Origin of the sequence: Aeromonas sp. s8 (assembly GCF_040907785.1) — a bacterium.
GTDB lineage: Bacteria > Pseudomonadota > Gammaproteobacteria > Enterobacterales > Aeromonadaceae > Aeromonas > Aeromonas veronii.
Window position 1 is genome coordinate 12,235 of the sequence record NZ_JBFOCL010000020.1, and the last position, 16,794, is coordinate 29,028.

Below are 16,794 nucleotides of genomic sequence, written 5' to 3' on the forward strand. Positions count from 1 at the left end.
GGCACGGTTTGGCCTGCCAACGCCACTCCTTTTATTCCTTCATCGCCATACACCCATGACGTTTTTGCATGGGGTGCTATGCCTTGTCCGTCATAAACGCAGCCAATAGCGCCGATTGCGACAGCGAGGTACAGGGCAAGGGGACGTCCCGCCATTCGCCCAATAACACGCAGAGACTGCGCGGCAAAAAGGGGAGGGCAGAGGGTTGCGCGGTGCCGGTTAAGTTGTGATATTGAGGCATCTTTAGTACAGAAGGGTAATAACGATGGAAGCTGCGTTTTGGCATCAGCGTTGGGAAGAGAACCGGATTGGCTTTCATCAGGCGGACTTCAACCACTGGCTGCAATCCTGGTGGTCAGCCCAGCAAGCGGACGAGCCGGTGCTGGTTCCCCTGTGTGGCAAGTCCCGCGACATGCTCTGGCTGAGCGCTCAGGGCCATCCGGTCGACGGTTTCGAGCTATCGAGCCTTGCCATCAGCCAGTTCTTCAGTGAAAACCAGCTCGCCGCGACCGTGTGCGAGGTGGGCCCTTATCAGTGCCATCAGGTGGACAGCCTGCGCATTTTTCAGGGGGATTTTTTCGCAGCCCCGAGTCTGGGTCGCCGTTACCGGCTGGTCTATGACCGCGCGGCGCTGATCGCCCTGCCGACCGCGATGCGCCGCCAGTATGCGGCCCTGATCCGTTCGCTGGTCGAGACCGGTGGCCAGATCCTGCTGGTGACCCTCGAATATCAGCCTGAGCAGCAGAGTCAGCCCCCCTTCTCGGTGGGAGAGATGGAGGTGCGGGCGCTGTTTGAACGGGACTTTAGTATCGAGGTGTTGGGGCGCGCCGCCGAGGTGGATCACCCGCGGGTGCTGTCGGGTCAGCTCTCCTACTTCGATGAGGTGGCCTACCGGCTGGTTCGCCGTGGCTAACGGGCAGCTAACGGGCGGCCAAAGGGTGATCTACGCCGACAAATCATCGGGCTGTGCGCTCTTCGCTACCTCCTTTGACGTAGATCAACGTGACTGGTGGGGGGAGTGCCTAATATGAGGCTGTTTCTCAATCACTGTTGGCATTGCAAAGCGAGTATCGGGTCTTTCCCGCTTGCTGATCAGCAACTCAGTGTCTGATTTTCACGCTCATGTTCACTTTTGGCGGCTTTGGTCGCAATTGTTATGGTTTTTCCAGCCGACCCTGATGGGTCGGCTTTTTATTGTCTGTGATTTGCGGTGGGAAGGAAAAACGGGGGATGTCGAGGCCTGATCAGGCCTCGAAGGTGGCGGCATTGAGCCGAAATGCCCGTGGATCGTCGATAAACTGGCCGGTGATCCGCTCGTCATGTTCGTGCCCCTGACCATAGCTGCAGAGGAGCAGCCGATCGGAGGTGCGCGAACGCAGTTGGGTGATAAAGCGCACCAGATCGGCGCGGCTCAACTTGCCCACCTCGTCGCAGACTCTTTCGCGCTGATCAAACCCCAGATCCTTGTTGCCGATGCTGACCCACAGCCGCTGGCCGCGACTGCGCAGGTTGGCATCCCGCTCGCTCAGCTGGGCTTGCAGCCCCGCCTTGCTCTCCTGCCACTGCTGCTCGGTAAATTCGAGCATGGCGAGCGGGAAGAGGTCGATAAACTCCTCCACCGCATCGAGCAGGATCTGCGGCCCCGCCACCGGCGACTGGATATAGAAGATCAGCCCCGGGTGGCGATTGAGGGGCAGGTTGCCGGCGCCCACCACATACCCCAGTTGCTGACGGGTACGCAGCTCGTGGAAGAAGGTGGAGGACATGATGTGGTTTGCCAGGGTGAAGCAGGCGAGATCCCGCGCCCGGGTGGTGCGGGACTGGTAGTAGACCAGCAGTGCCGAGTCTTCGTGATCGCAACCCTGCTCGCGAATAAGGGTGCCCCTGTCCTGAATGGAGATGAGCGGGCGGCGGGTCTCGCCGCTCGGTTTGCTGCTGGTGCCATTGATGTCGCTCAGGTGGCGCTCCATCAGGGCGGCCAGCTCCAGTGCTTCGGCAGCAGTCCAGTCGCCGTGTACCAGCGCCTCGACATGCACCTCGCCAAAGAGGCTCGCCACGAAGCCGGGCATCTCCTCCAGCTCTACCGTGCGCAGGTGGCGCAGCAACTGCTCGAACGGCGGGTTGTTGGGTTGCAGCAAACTGGTGAGCTGGTTAAAGAGCTGGGAGATGGGGCGCGCCTTGGACTGGTTGTCCCAGTTGCGAATGAGCTGCTCCTTGATTTCGGCGAAGCGACCCGGATCCGGATACCCCAGGGTGCGGTTGCCGAGGATCATGTCGAGCAACAGCGGCTGCTTGTCGGCAAAACCGCTCAGGTTGATGGTAAAGCCCCCCTGATGGGCATAGATCTGATAGCCCAGCCCCGCCAGCTCCGCCGGATAGGTGAGGGCGTTGAGGTGGTCGGCCAACAGCTCCACGGCGAGGCGCGCCATGGCGATATTGCGCGGATTTTTGACCGCATGTTCGCTGTCGATGGAGATATAGAGATTGCCCTTGGGCACGCTGAACAGGTGCTCATGGAGGTGCCAGAGGCGAAAACCGGGGCGATCGATAAGACAGGCGGGCATGTCGGCGGCAAGCTCGGGCGTACGCGGATCGAGCCTACTGCTGATAAAGGGGTTGGGCTTGGGTAGCGCCAGCGCCGAGTCCGGCTCGCTTTGCTGCCAGCGAATTTTCTCGGCCTCGGTAATGGTCGTCACGCTGTAGGGGGTTTGATACCAACGGGCCAGCCGATCGGTCGCCACTTCCGGCGCAGTGATGGTGATACGCAAATTGTGCGGGGTGAGCTTGGCGAGGAAGCGGCGGATCAGCCCCTCGTCATATTCGCGCATCATGTAGTCGCCGTAGAGCAGATCCTCAGGTTTGTAGCTAAAGAGGTTGAGCACCAACCCCGACACCGTATCGAGGGGGCGGCCGCGCTCCTGAAAACGGAATGCCGATTCGAGCACGGTCCGTTTTTCGTCATAGCGCCAGCTCTGCAGCCCTTCGCGGCCAATCAGTTTCAGATAGCCAAACAGGGCGGCGAGGATATCGTCCACATGTTCAAGGCCCAGAGGGGTGAGGCCGAAGTTGACGCCAAAATCCTTGAAGTTGGCGCCGCTAATGCCACCGCCCGCCGAGAGCTGGTTGACCCAGCCTTTCGCTTTAAGCAGGGAGAGCAGGCTGCCATCCCCCTCATAACCAATCAGATGGCTCAGGAAGGTGAGGGGCTTTTTGTCGTAAAACTCGTCCACATTGGGTAAGGGGAAGCTCAGCGACAGCTTGCGGGTCTCCTTGACCGGGTTGATGTGGATGCGCACGCCGAGATCATCGAGCCGATAGAGCGGCATGGTGAGGGTCGGGGTTCCCAAATTGCGATTCAAAATGGGAGCAAAGTAGCGACAGCACCACTGCAACTGGGTATCGATGGATTCCGGCGAGATCATCACCAACGCCATGCGATCCGCACTGTAGTGGCTTTCGTAAAAACGGATAAGGTCGGAGCGCAGATCCCGTCCCGGCAGATCGGCCAGGGTATCGAGGTTGCCCACCGAGAACTTGGAGAAGGGGTGCGCCGGGTTGACCGTCTCTTTATGCACCTGATAGCTGCGGCGCATATCATCCTGCAGCTTGAGGCGATACTCGGAGTCGACCGCGTTGCGCTCCTTGTCCACCCACTCCGGATCAAACGTGGGGCAGATAAAGAACTGGGAGAAGCGATCCAGCCCTGCTTCGAAGAAGCCGTTGTCGATCTCGAAGAAAAAGTTGGTGAATTCGGTGCCGGTCCAGGCGTTGTTGCTGCCGCCATGACGGCTCATAAATTGCTGGTACTCACCAGGCTTGGGGTAGGTGCAGGTGCCGAGAAACAGCATGTGCTCCAGAAAATGGGCCATTCCCTGCCGGTCGGCGGGATCGTCAAAATGGCCGGTATTGACCGCCAGCGAGGCGGCGGATTTGTCGGTGTCGGGATCACAAATCAACAAGACCCTGAGCCGGTTGGCCAGCTCCAGAAAATGGTATTGCCGATGGTCATTGGGACTGGCATATGGGCTCATTGGCGTGTGACTCACGTTGGATTTATTTGAATTTAAACATGATTATCGACCCCGCTATCCCGTCAGGCAAACCCTTTTCTGAGAGGTAGCGCAATTGTTTCCACACCCGTGGCGGGGTAAGATCCCCCGGCTATCAAAACAGGCCCGTTGGGCGAGGTTGTAATGAAGATCTATATCATGCGTCATGGCCAGGCTGGCATGAATGCGAAAACAGATGAACAGCGTCCATTGACCGAGCAGGGTATTGAAGAGTCTATCCAGATGGCCCGCTGGCTGGCGCCTCAGCTGATTGGCCCGCTGGATCGGGTGATCCACAGCAACTATCTGCGGGCACGCCAGACCTGGCAAGCCATATGCAGTGAATTACCTGACGCAGCAGCCGTTGAAGAGAGTGGCGACATTACCCCGTACGGTGATCCCGCTTTCGTGGCCAGCTACCTCACCACCCTGGCGCAGCAACATGACCAGATCCTGATGGTCAGCCATCTGCCGCTGGTGGGTTATCTGGTGCAAAGCCTCTGCCCGGCCGCAGGAGCACCCATGTTTGCCACCTCGGGGATCGCCTGTATCGAGTGGCTTGATGGCAAAGGAGCCTTGCTCTGGCTCGAAGGGCCGCATACAATAGGCTAAAAGTTAATAAAAAGTTATAGATTGAATTTTTTGGGAAGAGATGGGCGAGTTTTCCGGATTTTTATAAATACTTTACGGAATTAATTCGCAGAAGCTGCTGTCATACGGATACAACTGCAAGAGGTTGCAAACGATGAGAGTGTTCAAGAAGTACCTGCCACTGATGGTGGCAAAGCATGTCAAAACCTTCTTTAAAGGTCGGATTTACATCCATGGTCGGGGGCGGTTTGATTTCCAATCCGGTTTGTTGCTGATGCCGAATCCGGCGGATATTCCCCACCGCCAGACAGTCACCGAGGTCAACGAGCTGATCTCCAGACTGCACATGGATGCCGCGTGATGCGCTTCTGAACCTGTTTCTGCACTGATATGCCCGCACTTTTGCGGGCATATTTGTTTCTGGCGACTGGCGTTTACCGCGTGGCTGTTCAGGCCCACACCTTTGTTTATCTCCCATCGCCCCCTATACTGGCCCGCTGTTGTCTCTTCGGTCTGGATCCTCTCATGCCCCTTGCCTTTCTGTTTCCCTTCTCCTGCATTGCCATCTGGGCTGGCAATGGCATCGTCAGTAAACTGGCGGTTGGTGTTTTGTCTCCCGCAGCCTTGGCCTGGTCGCGCTGGGTGGTGGCTGCGCTGGTATTAAGTCCGTTTCTGGCCCGTCGGGTATGGCGTGCGCGTGCCCGTCTGCGCGCTGGCCTTTGGCAGATCGCCATGCTGGCTTCGCTGGGCATGGTGCTCAACCAGACTTTTGGGTACTACGCGGCGCAAACGCTAGGGGCGACCGAGATGGGACTGATGATGGGACTGACGCCGCTGCTGACCGTGTTGTTCAGCATCTGGCTGCTGCGCGAGCGGCCCACCTGGGGCGCCGTGCTGGGGGCGCTGCTTTCCATCCTTGGCTTGTCTATCTTGCTGGGGCAGGGGGATCCGACCCGGCTGTTTACCCAAGGCATTCATATCGGCTCTGTCTATATGCTGATCTCGGCCGGTACTTATGCCCTTTACAGCGTGCTGCTCAAGAAGTGGGATCTGGGGCTGGACAACTGGTCGTTGCTCTACGGTCAGGTGATCTGCAGTGTGGTGATCCTGACCCCCTTCTTTTTGCTGGTGGATGGCCAGTGGCCGGATGGTCGGGCCCTGTGGCTGATCCTCTATGCCGGTATCCCCACTTCGGCGCTCTCGCCCTGGCTCTGGATGCAGGGTATCGCCCTGCTCGGTGCCAACCGTACCGCCATCTTTATGAACCTGCTGCCGGTGATGACGGCTGGCCTTGCCATCACCCTGCTGGGTGAGCGGTTAACCAGCTATCACCTGATCGGGGGTGGGCTGACCCTGCTGGGTGTCTTGCTGGCACAGCTACTGGCGCGTCCGGTGGTGATGGGTCGCCGCCGGGTGGTGTTGGCACCCTGTCCCGAAGAGTAATCTTGCGTGAAAGCGTAAGTGGGCCCAATGGCCCGCTTGGCCACCAATGAAAAGCGCCTGCAGCAATGCAGGCGCTTTTTTATGGTTACATCTTCCAAGCCGGTTACTGGGCAACCAGATAGAGCTCCTTGCTGTAGACCACATCCTGCGGGTTAAGGTGGGGATAGCCTTTCACGAAAGGCTTGAGCAACCTTGATTTGACCGAGAAATAGATGGGGGCGATGGGGGCATCCGCATCAATGAGTGCCTCTGCCTGTTGATACAGGGCATTGCGTTCAGCGGGATCCAGCGAGTCGTGGGCCTTGGCCAGCAGGGCGTCATACTCCTTGTTGAACCACTTGCCGCTGTTGGCACTGCTGCTGGAGGTCATGATATCGAGGAAGGTGGAGGCATCGTTATAATCCCCGTTCCAGCCATAGCGGCTAACCCCGAAATCCCCCTCGTTGAGTGCCGAGACCATGGTCTTCCACTCCATGTTGTTGAGGGTGGCAGTGACCCCCAGGTTGTGTTTCCACATGGAGGAGACGGCCAGCGCAATCTTTTTGTGGCTCTCGTTGGTGTTGTAGAGAATGTCCACTGTGAGTGGCTTGTCCGGGCCATACCCCGCTTCGGCCAACAGGGCTTTGGCTTGCTTGATCCGCTCCTCTTTGCTCTGCAGCTGGCTGGCCGGTTTTTTCAATTCAAAACCGTCCACAATGGGGGGCGTGAAGCTATATGCGGCAATTTGTCCCTGTCCCAGGATCTTGTCGGTGATGGTCTCCCGGTCGATGGCGAGCGAGAGCGCCTTGCGTACTTTCGGGTCATCGAACGGTTTGCGCTGGGTATTGAAGACATAGTAATAGCTGGCCAGCGTGGGGACGCTGACCAGTTCTTCCGGACTCTTGCTCTTGAGCTGTTTGTACTGCTCCAGCGGATAAGTGGTGTAGTGCAGTTCACCGGTGCGATAGCGGTTGTAGGCGGCGGTTTCCGAGACGATCTCCAGATAGATCACCTTGTTCAGGACGGTGTGCTGGTTGTTCCAGTAGTGGGTATTGCGCTCGGCACTCAGCCGCTCGTTGGGAGTCCACTCCTTGAGTACAAAGGCACCGTTGGAGACGATATTGCCCGGTTTGACCCAATCCTTACCGAATTTTTCAATGGTGGCCTTGGGGGCCGGGAACGTGGTGTAGTGGGCCAGCGTCTTCAGGAAGAAGGGGACCGGATTTTTCAGGGTGACCTGCAGGGTGTGGTCATCGAGCGCCTTGATCCCGAGCTCTGACGGGCTCTTCTTGCCCTGTGTCACCTCGCTTGCATTGACCACTCCGGTCAACTCGATAAACCAGGCGTAGTTGGAGGCGGTCTTGGGATCGGCCGCCCGTTGCCAGCCGTAGACATAATCGGCGGCGGTGACCGGTTCACCGTTTGACCACTTGGCCTCGGGCCTCAGTTTGAAGGTGTAGATGGTACCTGTCTTGTCGACCTCGTAGCTGACGGCGCCTGCTGGTTTGATCTTGCCGGTATTATCCAGCTCATAGAGCCCTTCAAACAGATCGTTGACGATGGCACTACCGGCGGTCTCTTCTACCAGCTGGGGGTCGATGGTGGTGGGTTCGGTGCCGATATTGGTCACGTAGATTTGTTGGGCATCCGGCAGCAGCTTGGTACCGGCAGGCACCTGGGCAGCCCAGGCGGGAAGGGCAAACAGTCCGGCTACCATGCCGGCAATGAGAGTCTTGTTCATTGATAATCCTTGAGTTTTATTTGCTTCCAAAGCGAAATCAGTGTGCTGGATTGGCGATCGGATCTCAAGAGGCAATGGCTGAGGGAACGGCAGGCCATCAGACTCCATTTTTAATGGCTCAAGGCCAGTCAACTCATGGCTTGCAGCAGGTTATTGCCACGAATTAAGGGTCCGAAAGTTATCGATTGAAACCGAATAAAAAGTGTCTTTTACCATAACGTGAGGCGAAATAGCTTATTTAATAGGCCGCTTAATTCGCTGCAAAAACAAAAAACAGACGTTACATTAGGTTACAAATCAAGGCCGCCGGTGATCGGCATTTTTTTTGCTGATGCCTGCAAACGTTTTCAATGCCAACGGATGCGATCTAAAGGAACAAAAATGCGAAACATGATCACCATGGGTGAGTTCATCGTCAAAAAGCAGGCGGATTATCCTACCGCGACCGGCGAGCTGACTTCGTTGCTCAGCTCGATCCGCCTTGCTGCCAAGGTGGTGAATCGGGAGATCAACAAGGCGGGACTGGCGGATATCATCGGTTCCATGGGCGCTGAAAACGTACAAGGCGAGGTGCAGCAGAAGCTGGATGTCTACGCCAACGAACGCTTCAAGGCGGCGCTCGAAGCGCGCGGCGAGGTGTGCGGCATGGCCTCGGAAGAGGAAGAGGACTTCGTGGCCTTTGACTCGCCACTCTCCAAAAACTCCAAGTATGTGGTGCTGATCGACCCGCTCGATGGCTCTTCCAATATCGACGTCAACGTCTCGGTCGGAACCATTTTCTCCATCTACCGCCGTTTGAGCCCGCAGGGTTCGCCGGTGACCCTGGAGGACTTCCTGCAACCGGGCAACCGTCAGGTCGCCGCCGGTTATGTGGTCTACGGCTCCTCCACCATGCTGGTCTACACCACTGGGTTTGGCGTCAACGGCTTTACCTACGACCCCTCCATCGGCTGCTTCTGCCTCTCCCACGAGAACATCCGCATTCCGGAAGAGGGCAAGATCTACTCCATCAACGAGGGCAACTACATCAAGTTCCCGGACGGGGTGAAGAAGTACCTGAAGTATTGTCAGGAGCGCGATGAGGCGACCCACAGACCCTACACCTCCCGCTATATCGGCTCCCTGGTTTCCGATTTCCATCGCAACCTGCTCAAGGGCGGCATCTACATCTATCCGTCCGGCACCAACTCGCCGAACGGCAAGCTGCGCCTGCTCTATGAGTGCAACCCGATGGCGTTTCTGGTGGAGCAGGCTGGTGGCAAGGCCTCTGACGGTTTTGGCCGCATCATGGATATCCAGCCCACCGCGCTGCACCAGCGTACCCCTTACTTTGTTGGTTCGACCAAGATGGTGGAGCGCGCCGAGGCCTTTATGCGCGAGTTCTCCGGCCATGAGGATCCAGCCAACCAGGGCTGAACGTACGCAGTAGTCAGATAGCAAATAAAAAACGGGAGCCGATATGGCTCCCGTTTTAGTTGGCATTATCTCTCTGGCTCGCCGCCAGCGTTGCAGATATTCACAGGCTGTTGTTGGCCAGATCAGCCAGCAAACCATCCACCAGTTTCAGGCGCATGGCGCGATCCTGGGTCGGCACCTGGAAGCGCAGCCGGGTCGGCCCGTCCATCTTGTAGACCCGTGGCTGGCTGGAGAGCAGTTTGACCAGATAGGCCGGATTGACCTTGGTCTCCTGGGTGAAGTCGAGATAGCCGCCACGCTCGCTCATCTCCACCCGGCGAATGCCAAGGGCGGTGGCGCGCTGGCGGAAAGCGGCCAGCTCCAGCAGGGTTTTGGTTGCCTCCGGCAAGAGGCCGAAGCGGTCGATCAGCTCCACTTTCAGCTCGCGCAGCTCCTGCTCGTCCGCCGCACTGGCGATCCGCTTGTACATGGAGAGGCGCATATTGACGTCCGGAATATAGTGATCCGGCAGCAGTGCAGGCAGGCGCAGTTCCACCTCGGTGTGCTGGCTCATCAGCTGCTCCAGCGACGGCTCCTTGCCATTTTTCAGCGCCTCGACCGCCTGCTCCAGCATCTCCATATAGAGGGTGAAGCCGACTGATTCAATCTGGCCGCTCTGATCGTCGCCGAGCAGTTCGCCTGCGCCACGGATCTCCAGATCGTGGGTCGCCAGCGCAAAACCGGCGCCGAGATCTTCGAGCGAGGCGATCGCCTCCAGCCGCTTGGCCGCATCCTTGGTCATCAGCTTGGGGTGGGGGGTGAGCAGGTAGGCATAGGCCTGATGATGGGAGCGGCCAACCCGGCCCCGCAGCTGGTGCAGTTGGGCCAGACCGAGATGATCCGCCCGATCCATGATGATGGTGTTGGCGCTCGGCACGTCGATACCGGTCTCGATGATGGTGGTACAAACCAGCAGGTTGAAGCGCTGATGGTAGAAGTCGGACATGATCCGCTCAAGGTCGCGCTCGCGCATCTGGCCGTGGGCGATGCCAATGCGGGCCTCGGGTACCAGCTCCGCCAGGTCGGCGGCGCACTTCTCGATGCTCTCCACGTCGTTGTGCAGGTAGTAGACCTGACCGCCGCGCTTCAATTCCCGCAGCACCGCCTCGCGCACCACCGCCGGTTCGTGCTGGCGCACGAAGGTCTTGATGGCGAGTCGTTTGGCGGGCGGGGTGGCGATGATGGAGAGATCCCGCATACCGGACATCGCCATGTTGAGGGTGCGCGGAATAGGGGTGGCGGTGAGAGTGAGGATATCCACATCGGCCCGCAGCGCCTTGATCTTCTCCTTCTGGCGCACCCCGAATCTGTGCTCCTCATCGACGATGAGCAGTCCCAGATCCTTGAAGGTGAGTTCGGCGCCGAGCAGCTTGTGGGTGCCGATGATGATGTCCACCTTGCCTTCGGCCAATTCTTTCATCACAGCGCTCTGCTCCTTGGCGGAACGGAAGCGGCTCAGTACCTCGACCCGCACCGGCCAGTTGGCGAAGCGGTCGCGGAAGTTGTCGTAGTGCTGTTGCGCCAGCAGGGTGGTGGGCACCAGCACGGCAACCTGCTTGCCGCCGTGCACCGCCACAAATGCCGCCCGCATCGCCACTTCGGTCTTGCCGAAACCCACATCGCCGCACACCAGTCGGTCCATGCTCTTGGCCTGACACATGTCCCCCAGCACCGCATTGATGGCGTTGAGCTGATCGTCGGTCTCCTCGAACGGGAAGCTGGCGGCAAACTGACGATAGGCCTCTTTATCGTGCTTGAAGGCAAAACCGGCGCGAGCGGCGCGATGAGCGTAGACATCCAGCAATTCGGCTGCCACGTCGCGCACCTTCTCCGCCGCCTTGCGCCGCGCCTTGCTCCAAGCTTCACCGCCGAGCTTGTGGCTGGGCGGGTTATCAGAGCCTGTATAGCGGCTGATAAGGTGCAAACTGGTGACCGGCACGAACAGCTTGTCGCCGCCGGCATATTCGAGGGTCAAAAACTCGGTGGGCAGGCCACCGGCATCGATGGTCTCCAGTCCCAGATAGCGGCCGACCCCGTGATCCAGATGGACCACCGGCTGACCCTGGGTCAGCTCGCCCAGGTTTCTGATCACCGCATCGGAGCTTAAGTTTTTGCTCTTCTCTCGCGCCCGCTTGCTGCGTACCTTGCCGCCCAGCAGTTCGGTCTCGGTAATCAGCGCCAGTGGATCCTGACCTGCCTCCTGCCACAGGAAGCCACGTTCAAGCGGTGCAACCAGCAGGCCGTGTCGATCCGGGCTCGCCATAAAGGCGTCGAGGGAGGGGAACTCTTTGGGTTGCAGCGAGATACGCGCCAGCAGATCGCCGAGCACCTCCCGCCGTCCTTCGGACTCCACCGCAAACAGGGTGCGCCCGGCAAAACCTTGCAGGAACTGGTTGAGCGCCAGCAGGGGTTGCTCCTTGCTGTGATCGAGTTGCAGATCCGGCAGCGCCGAGATGGGCAGATCGTGCTGACCAGCATCACCGGCGGTAGCGGCCTCTTGCAGCCGCACCGCGCCATATTGGCCCAGAGAGGCAAAGAGCTGCTCCACCGGCAGATAGAGCTGGGCCGGGGGTAGCAGGGGGCGAGTGTTGTCCCAGCGTCTGTCTTCATAGCGCTGGCCGATATCGTTCCAGAAACGCTGGGCGGCGGGGTAGATATCCCCCACGGTGAGCAGCAGGGTCTCTTCCGGCAGGTAGTCAAACAGGCTGGCGGTCTGGTTGAAGAAGAGCGGCAGATAATACTCGATGCCGGCGGGCCAGCGTCCCTTGCTCACCTCCTGATAGACGGAACCCTCGGCCCGCGACAGCTCGAACTGCTCGCGGAACTGGCCGCGAAACAGTTCGATGGCCGCCTCGTCGGTAGGGTATTCCCGGGCGGGCAGCAGGCTGACCGTCTTGACTGGTTCGCTGGAGCGCTGGGTTTCGGGATCGAATGGGCGGATGGAGTCCACTTCATCGTCGAAGAAGTCGATGCGATAGGGGCTGCTACTGCCCATGGGGAAGAGATCGAGCAGGGAGCCGCGAGCGGCAAACTCGCCATGCTCAAGCACCTGATCCACCGCTACGTAACCCGCCTCGGCCAAGCGGCCGCGCAGCTGTTGCAGGTTGAGGCGCTGACCGGCCTTCACCATCAGGCTGTATTTGTCGAGATAGACCCGGGGGGCGCAGCGCAACATCAGGGTGGAGATGGGGACAATGAGTACCCCCTTGCTCATCTGCGGCAGCTTGTAGAGAGTCTCGAGCCGCTGGGAGATGATGTCCTGATGGGGGGAAAAGGTGTCGTAGGGCAGGGTCTCCCAATCGGGGAACAGCAATACGGGGGCGGACTGATCGGCTAGCTGCTTGTCTGCCAGCAAATACTGAAGCTCCTGCTCCAGGCGCAGGGCGCTCGGGGTATCGGCGGTGATAAGCAGTACCGGCCCCTTGGCTTCACTGGTGAGACGGGCTGCAATCAGCGAGAGGCTGCTGCCGACCAGCTGGCCGAGCGTGATCTTTTGGCCCGCTTTGGCGGGCAAGGCGGGGAGTGTCATTGGCATGGTTCGATTCTTTTAACGTTGACGTTATCTATCGCGACGTTCGCTCTGGTTAGCGCTGACGTTCTTGGGCGCGCAGCTTGAGCTGCTTCGATTGCACGTGGAGGCTGGCACGAACCAGCAGTTCACGGTCATCTTCGCGGATCCGCACATAGTCGAGCTGCACATGGGTGCCATGTTCACCGCCGTCGAGCTGTTTGACCTGGCCATAGCAGTAGATGGCGGCCGCCTCTTCCCGCAGGAAGATCTTGAGACGCACGATCTGGTGCAGGTGTGGCGCATCCCCGTGATCATGATAGGGGTGCAGGTAGGTGAGCTGGCCAGCCCCGAAGCGCAGGGTGTGAAAGCGCTGCTCCGGATGGTCCTGCAGGGAGAGCACATAGCCCATGATCATGTCGATCTTGCGGGACTGCTGATTGACGATCTCGATCAGATCGTGCATCGACTCGTTCTGGTTGCGCAGCAGGCGGGTGGTCACCAGATCGATGGAGGTAATGGCCGAAGAGATCCGAAAGGGCTCCGGCAGCTCAGCGTCAAGCTCCTCCAGCGAGGGGAGGTGGAAGTCGGCCGGCATGGGGATCACATTGACCGGCGTGGCATGAGTGACGCTGAAGAACTGTTCCTGCATGGAGGCTATCCCTTGTTGTCATGGACGGTTTCCCTTTATTATCCGGTATCTTATTTTGTTGGCAACGTACATATCCTTGAAGACCGGACTTTTTCAGCCCCTTTCGCTGGCCATCGGCCTGCGTTATGCAGGCTCGAAGCGCAGCAATCGCTTCGTCTCATTTATCTCCCTGTTCTCTACCTTTGGCATCGCCATCGGGGTCGCCGCCCTGATGGTGGTCATTTCGGTGATGAACGGTTTCGAAGGGCAGCTCAAAGGGCGCATCCTCGGGGTGATCCCCCATGTGGTGGTGACCAATCAGGCTGGCCGTATTGATGCAGACCCGCAAGGCTTGCCGGATCTGGCCAAATTACCCCATGTGGTCGCCTCGGCCCCCATGCTCGACAGCGAAGGGATGCTGCAAAGCCCCGGCCAGCTGACCGGGGTGAGTGTGCAGGGGATCGACCCTGCAAAGTGGCCCAAGGATGACATCCTCCACAGCCAGATGCTGGGGGGGCGCCTCGATACCCTACAGGCCGGCCACTATCGCATCGTGCTGGGGCAGGGGGTGGCTCGTCGCCTCAATGTTTCCATTGGCGATCAGGTTCGGCTGATCCTGACCGAAGGGACCCGCTTCACCCCGTTTGGCCGGGTACCGGCCCAGCGCCTCTTTACCGTCTCCGGCATCTTCGGGGTCGGCGCTGATGTGGATAACCAGATTGCGCTGATCGCGCTGGGGGATGCCCAGCGGCTGCTGCGCTTGCCGACAGAAACCGTCGGTGGCATTCGCCTCTGGCTCGATGATCCCTTTGCCGCCGACGAGGTGATCAAGACACCGTTGCCGGATGGGCTGCTGTGGCAGGATTGGCGCCGCGAGCGGGGCGAGCTGTTCCAGGCGGTCGCCATGGAAAAACGGATGATGGGGCTGATGCTGGTGCTGATCATCGCCGTCGCTACCTTCAACATCCTCTCCGCGCTGGTGATGGTGGTGACGGACAAAGAGGGCGAAGTGGCCATCCTGCGCACCATGGGCATGAGTGAATCAGGGATCGTTAAAATCTTCATGGTGCTTGGCGCCTCCAGCGGGGTGATTGGCGCCCTGTTTGGCGGACTGGCAGGCCTTGCGCTCTCCCTGGGTCTCAACCCTCTGCTCAATGCGGTGGGGCTCAACCTCTATATGGCGGCGGGCGGCAGTGGCCTGCCGGTGATTGTCGAGCCGGCTCAGGTCATCACCATCTTGCTGGGCGCCGTGCTGCTGAGCTTCAGTGCCACCCTCTATCCGGCGGCCCGCGCTGCGCGGGTGAAACCGGCCGAGGCGCTGCGTTATGAGTAATGCCGTGAATAATGCATCTTCTGTTGTGACTGGTGCCCCCGTAGTTGCGGGTGCCAGCGTTGTTACCGAGGCAAGTGGAGCCCCTGTTATGAATGAAGCCGTATCCCGTGAACCTCTGCTGCGCTGCCAGGCGCTCAACCATGTCTATAAAGAGGGGGAGCTGGAGACTCAGGTGCTCAAGGGGATTGATCTCTGCGTCGCGCCCGGTGAAATGCTGGCGGTGGTGGGAAGCTCCGGCTCCGGCAAGACCACTCTGCTGCACCTGATGGGGGCGCTGGACAACCCCTCCAGCGGCGCCGTGCTGTTCAAGGGTGAGGATATCCACCATTGGGACAGCCGTACCCAGGCTCGCTTTCGCAACCGCGAGCTGGGCTTTGTCTACCAGTTCCACCACCTGCTCTCCGAGTTCAGTGCGCTGGAAAATGCGGCCATGCCGCTGCTGATCGCCGGTGAGTCGGTGGCGGTTGCCACCGAAAAGGCAACCAAGATGCTGGGGCGGGTAGGGCTCTCCCATCGCTTGAATCACCGTCCCTCCGAGCTCTCCGGTGGCGAACGTCAGCGGGTGGCGATCGCCCGGGCGCTGGTCAACGAACCGAGTCTGGTGCTGGCGGATGAACCTACCGGCAATCTGGATCACGCCAGTGCCACCGCGGTGTACGAACTGCTGTGTGAACTGAACCGTGAACTGGGCACTGCGTTTGTGGTGGTGACCCACGATTTGAGCCTGGCGGCCAAGCTCCATCGCCGGGTGACCTTGGTGAGCGGCGTGATGGCGGAGGTTGCCTGATGTTCAAACCGCTGCCCCTCTTTCTGGGCCTGCGTTACAGCCGCTCCCGCCGTCGCAACGGGTTTATCGCCTTTATCTCTGCCTCTTCCTTGATCGGTATTGCCCTCGGGGTGATGGCGCTGATCCTGGGCCTCTCCGCCATGAACGGTTTCGAGCGGGAGCTTAAAGATCGGGTGCTCTCGGTCGTGCCGCAAGGTGAGCTGGACGCCGTCGAGCGGCCGCTGCCAGATTGGCCCCGTCTGCGCGACTACCTGCTGGCCCAGCCGGGCGTTGAGGCGGCAGCCCCGGTCATTCGCCTCAATGGCCTGCTGGAGCATGGCTCTGCCCTCAAGGGGGCGCAACTGCGCGCCGTGCTGCCCGATCTGGAAGCCAATCTGTCGGATGCCGGCAAATACATGACGGGCCGCGGTCTGCGTGAGCTGCAACCGGGTGAACGTGGGGTGATCTTGGGCAAGACCATCGCCGACAAGCTGGGGGTCAAGGTGGGGGATTCGGTCGCCCTGCTACTGCCGCAAGGGGGCGATCAGGCCGGGATCAAGAATCCTCGCCGCGAAGCCCTGACTGTGGTGGGCCTGCTGGAGATAGGCGGTCAGCTCGACGGCCTGCTCGGCTTTATGCATCTGGCCGATGCGCAAGGGATCACCGGCATGGGCAGCGATGTGGAGGGCTTCAGCTTGCGGGTGAGCGATGTGCTCAAGGCGCAATCCATCACCGTAGCCGCCGCGCAGCAGTTCCCTCATCACGTCTATATCCGCAGCTGGATGAACAGCCAGGGCTACCTCTATCAGGACATCCAGATGGTGCGTACCGTCATGTATGTGGTGATGCTGATGGTGGTGGCCGTCGCCTGTTTCAACATCGTCTCCACTCTGGTGATGGCGGTGAACGAGAAGCGCAGCGAGATCGCCATCCTGAAAACCATGGGGGCGAGCCCCGGCCAGATCCGGCTCACCTTCGTCATTCAGGGGATGGTCAACGGTGTAGCCGGTGCGCTGCTTGGCGCCCTGCTGGGCGGGCTGCTTTCGAGCAAGCTGACCCAGATCCTGAGCGTTGTCGAAAAGCTCATCGGCCATCGCTTCCTCAATCCGGATATCTACTTTATCGACTTCTTGCCGACCGAGTTGCATATGCAGGACCTGCTCATCGTGACGGGCGCCGCCATCCTGATGAGCCTGGTGGCTACCCTCTATCCCGCCTGGCGGGCGAGCGGTCTGGTACCCTCCCGCGAGCTGGGTCACTGATGCGTTGCATCTAATGCGCAATAAAGAACGAAGGGC

The 16,794-nt window shown here is 59.6% G+C and carries 12 protein-coding genes; 8 read left to right on the top strand and 4 right to left on the bottom strand.

What is annotated here, in order from left to right:
- Positions 1-265: 265 nt before the first annotated feature.
- The gene (locus AB5Y86_RS07405) at positions 266-913 is read left to right on the top strand and encodes a thiopurine S-methyltransferase (RefSeq protein ID WP_368192501.1); all 648 of its coding nucleotides are present in this window, start codon (positions 266-268) and stop codon (positions 911-913) included.
- Positions 914-1,244: 331 nt separating this feature from the next.
- On the opposite strand, the gene AB5Y86_RS07410 is transcribed toward AB5Y86_RS07405, so the two are convergent.
- Entirely contained in the window at positions 1,245-4,031 is a 2,787-nt protein-coding gene (locus AB5Y86_RS07410; RefSeq protein WP_368192502.1) for an insulinase family protein, read from the bottom strand.
- Positions 4,032-4,193: 162 nt separating this feature from the next.
- Here AB5Y86_RS07410 and sixA point away from each other — a divergent pair, with 162 nt between their 5' ends.
- From sixA to AB5Y86_RS07425, 3 genes are all read left to right on the top strand, one after another.
- The gene (gene sixA / locus AB5Y86_RS07415) at positions 4,194-4,661 is read left to right on the top strand and encodes a phosphohistidine phosphatase SixA (RefSeq protein ID WP_040099633.1); all 468 of its coding nucleotides are present in this window, start codon (positions 4,194-4,196) and stop codon (positions 4,659-4,661) included.
- Positions 4,662-4,794: 133 nt separating this feature from the next.
- The gene (locus tag AB5Y86_RS07420; RefSeq protein ID WP_005336998.1) at positions 4,795-5,001 is read left to right on the top strand and encodes a DUF1107 domain-containing protein; all 207 of its coding nucleotides are present in this window, start codon (positions 4,795-4,797) and stop codon (positions 4,999-5,001) included.
- A gap of 164 nt (positions 5,002-5,165) precedes the next feature.
- Positions 5,166-6,083, top strand: coding sequence for a DMT family transporter (locus AB5Y86_RS07425; RefSeq protein ID WP_368192503.1), 918 nt, complete (start codon positions 5,166-5,168; stop codon positions 6,081-6,083).
- 103 nt (positions 6,084-6,186) lie between these two features.
- On the opposite strand, the gene AB5Y86_RS07430 is transcribed toward AB5Y86_RS07425, so the two are convergent.
- Positions 6,187-7,803 carry a peptide ABC transporter substrate-binding protein gene (locus AB5Y86_RS07430; protein WP_236352864.1) on the bottom strand — a complete coding sequence of 539 codons (1,617 nt, stop codon included), beginning with the start codon at positions 7,801-7,803 and terminating at the stop codon, positions 6,187-6,189.
- A gap of 381 nt (positions 7,804-8,184) precedes the next feature.
- On the opposite strand from AB5Y86_RS07430, the gene fbp reads away from it, so the two are divergent.
- Complete coding sequence (gene fbp, locus AB5Y86_RS07435; protein WP_040068095.1) at positions 8,185-9,219, top strand: class 1 fructose-bisphosphatase; 1,035 nt, start codon at positions 8,185-8,187, stop codon at positions 9,217-9,219.
- A 100-nt stretch (positions 9,220-9,319) separates the two neighbouring features.
- Here fbp and mfd read toward each other — a convergent pair whose 3' ends face one another.
- Entirely contained in the window at positions 9,320-12,787 is a 3,468-nt protein-coding gene (gene mfd, locus AB5Y86_RS07440; RefSeq protein ID WP_368192509.1) for a transcription-repair coupling factor, read from the bottom strand.
- A 55-nt stretch (positions 12,788-12,842) separates the two neighbouring features.
- Positions 12,843-13,418, bottom strand: a complete 576-nt coding sequence (locus tag AB5Y86_RS07445; protein WP_005351323.1) for a hypothetical protein — start codon at positions 13,416-13,418, stop codon at positions 12,843-12,845.
- A gap of 76 nt (positions 13,419-13,494) precedes the next feature.
- Between AB5Y86_RS07445 and AB5Y86_RS07450 the strand changes: the two genes are divergently transcribed.
- From AB5Y86_RS07450 to lolE, 3 genes are all read left to right on the top strand, one after another.
- The gene (locus AB5Y86_RS07450) at positions 13,495-14,730 is read left to right on the top strand and encodes a lipoprotein-releasing ABC transporter permease subunit (protein ID WP_040068101.1); all 1,236 of its coding nucleotides are present in this window, start codon (positions 13,495-13,497) and stop codon (positions 14,728-14,730) included.
- 88 nt (positions 14,731-14,818) lie between these two features.
- Positions 14,819-15,517: a lipoprotein-releasing ABC transporter ATP-binding protein LolD gene (gene lolD, locus AB5Y86_RS07455; RefSeq protein ID WP_005336988.1), complete on the top strand. Its 699-nt coding sequence runs from the start codon at positions 14,819-14,821 to the stop codon at positions 15,515-15,517.
- Positions 15,517-16,758 carry a lipoprotein-releasing ABC transporter permease subunit LolE gene (gene lolE / locus AB5Y86_RS07460; RefSeq protein ID WP_335813024.1) on the top strand — a complete coding sequence of 414 codons (1,242 nt, stop codon included), beginning with the start codon at positions 15,517-15,519 and terminating at the stop codon, positions 16,756-16,758. The genes lolD and lolE overlap by 1 nt, the downstream gene beginning before the upstream one ends.
- Positions 16,759-16,794: the final 36 nt, after the last annotated feature.

What these genes read in the sequence shown, in the direction of transcription:
- lolE (WP_335813024.1), top strand. Translation starts at nt 15,517, where the DNA reads ATGTTCAAACCGCTGCCCCTCTTTCTGGGCCTGCGTTACAGCCGCTCC.
- mfd (WP_368192509.1), bottom strand. Translation starts at nt 12,787, where the DNA reads ATGACACTCCCCGCCTTGCCCGCCAAAGCGGGCCAAAAGATCACGCTC.
- AB5Y86_RS07430 (WP_236352864.1), bottom strand. Translation starts at nt 7,803, where the DNA reads ATGAACAAGACTCTCATTGCCGGCATGGTAGCCGGACTGTTTGCCCTT.
- AB5Y86_RS07445 (WP_005351323.1), bottom strand. Translation starts at nt 13,418, where the DNA reads ATGCAGGAACAGTTCTTCAGCGTCACTCATGCCACGCCGGTCAATGTG.
- sixA (WP_040099633.1), top strand. Translation starts at nt 4,194, where the DNA reads ATGAAGATCTATATCATGCGTCATGGCCAGGCTGGCATGAATGCGAAA.
- AB5Y86_RS07420 (WP_005336998.1), top strand. Translation starts at nt 4,795, where the DNA reads ATGAGAGTGTTCAAGAAGTACCTGCCACTGATGGTGGCAAAGCATGTC.
- AB5Y86_RS07405 (WP_368192501.1), top strand. Translation starts at nt 266, where the DNA reads ATGGAAGCTGCGTTTTGGCATCAGCGTTGGGAAGAGAACCGGATTGGC.
- fbp (WP_040068095.1), top strand. Translation starts at nt 8,185, where the DNA reads ATGCGAAACATGATCACCATGGGTGAGTTCATCGTCAAAAAGCAGGCG.
- lolD (WP_005336988.1), top strand. Translation starts at nt 14,819, where the DNA reads ATGAATGAAGCCGTATCCCGTGAACCTCTGCTGCGCTGCCAGGCGCTC.
- AB5Y86_RS07425 (WP_368192503.1), top strand. Translation starts at nt 5,166, where the DNA reads ATGCCCCTTGCCTTTCTGTTTCCCTTCTCCTGCATTGCCATCTGGGCT.
- AB5Y86_RS07410 (WP_368192502.1), bottom strand. Translation starts at nt 4,031, where the DNA reads ATGAGCCCATATGCCAGTCCCAATGACCATCGGCAATACCATTTTCTG.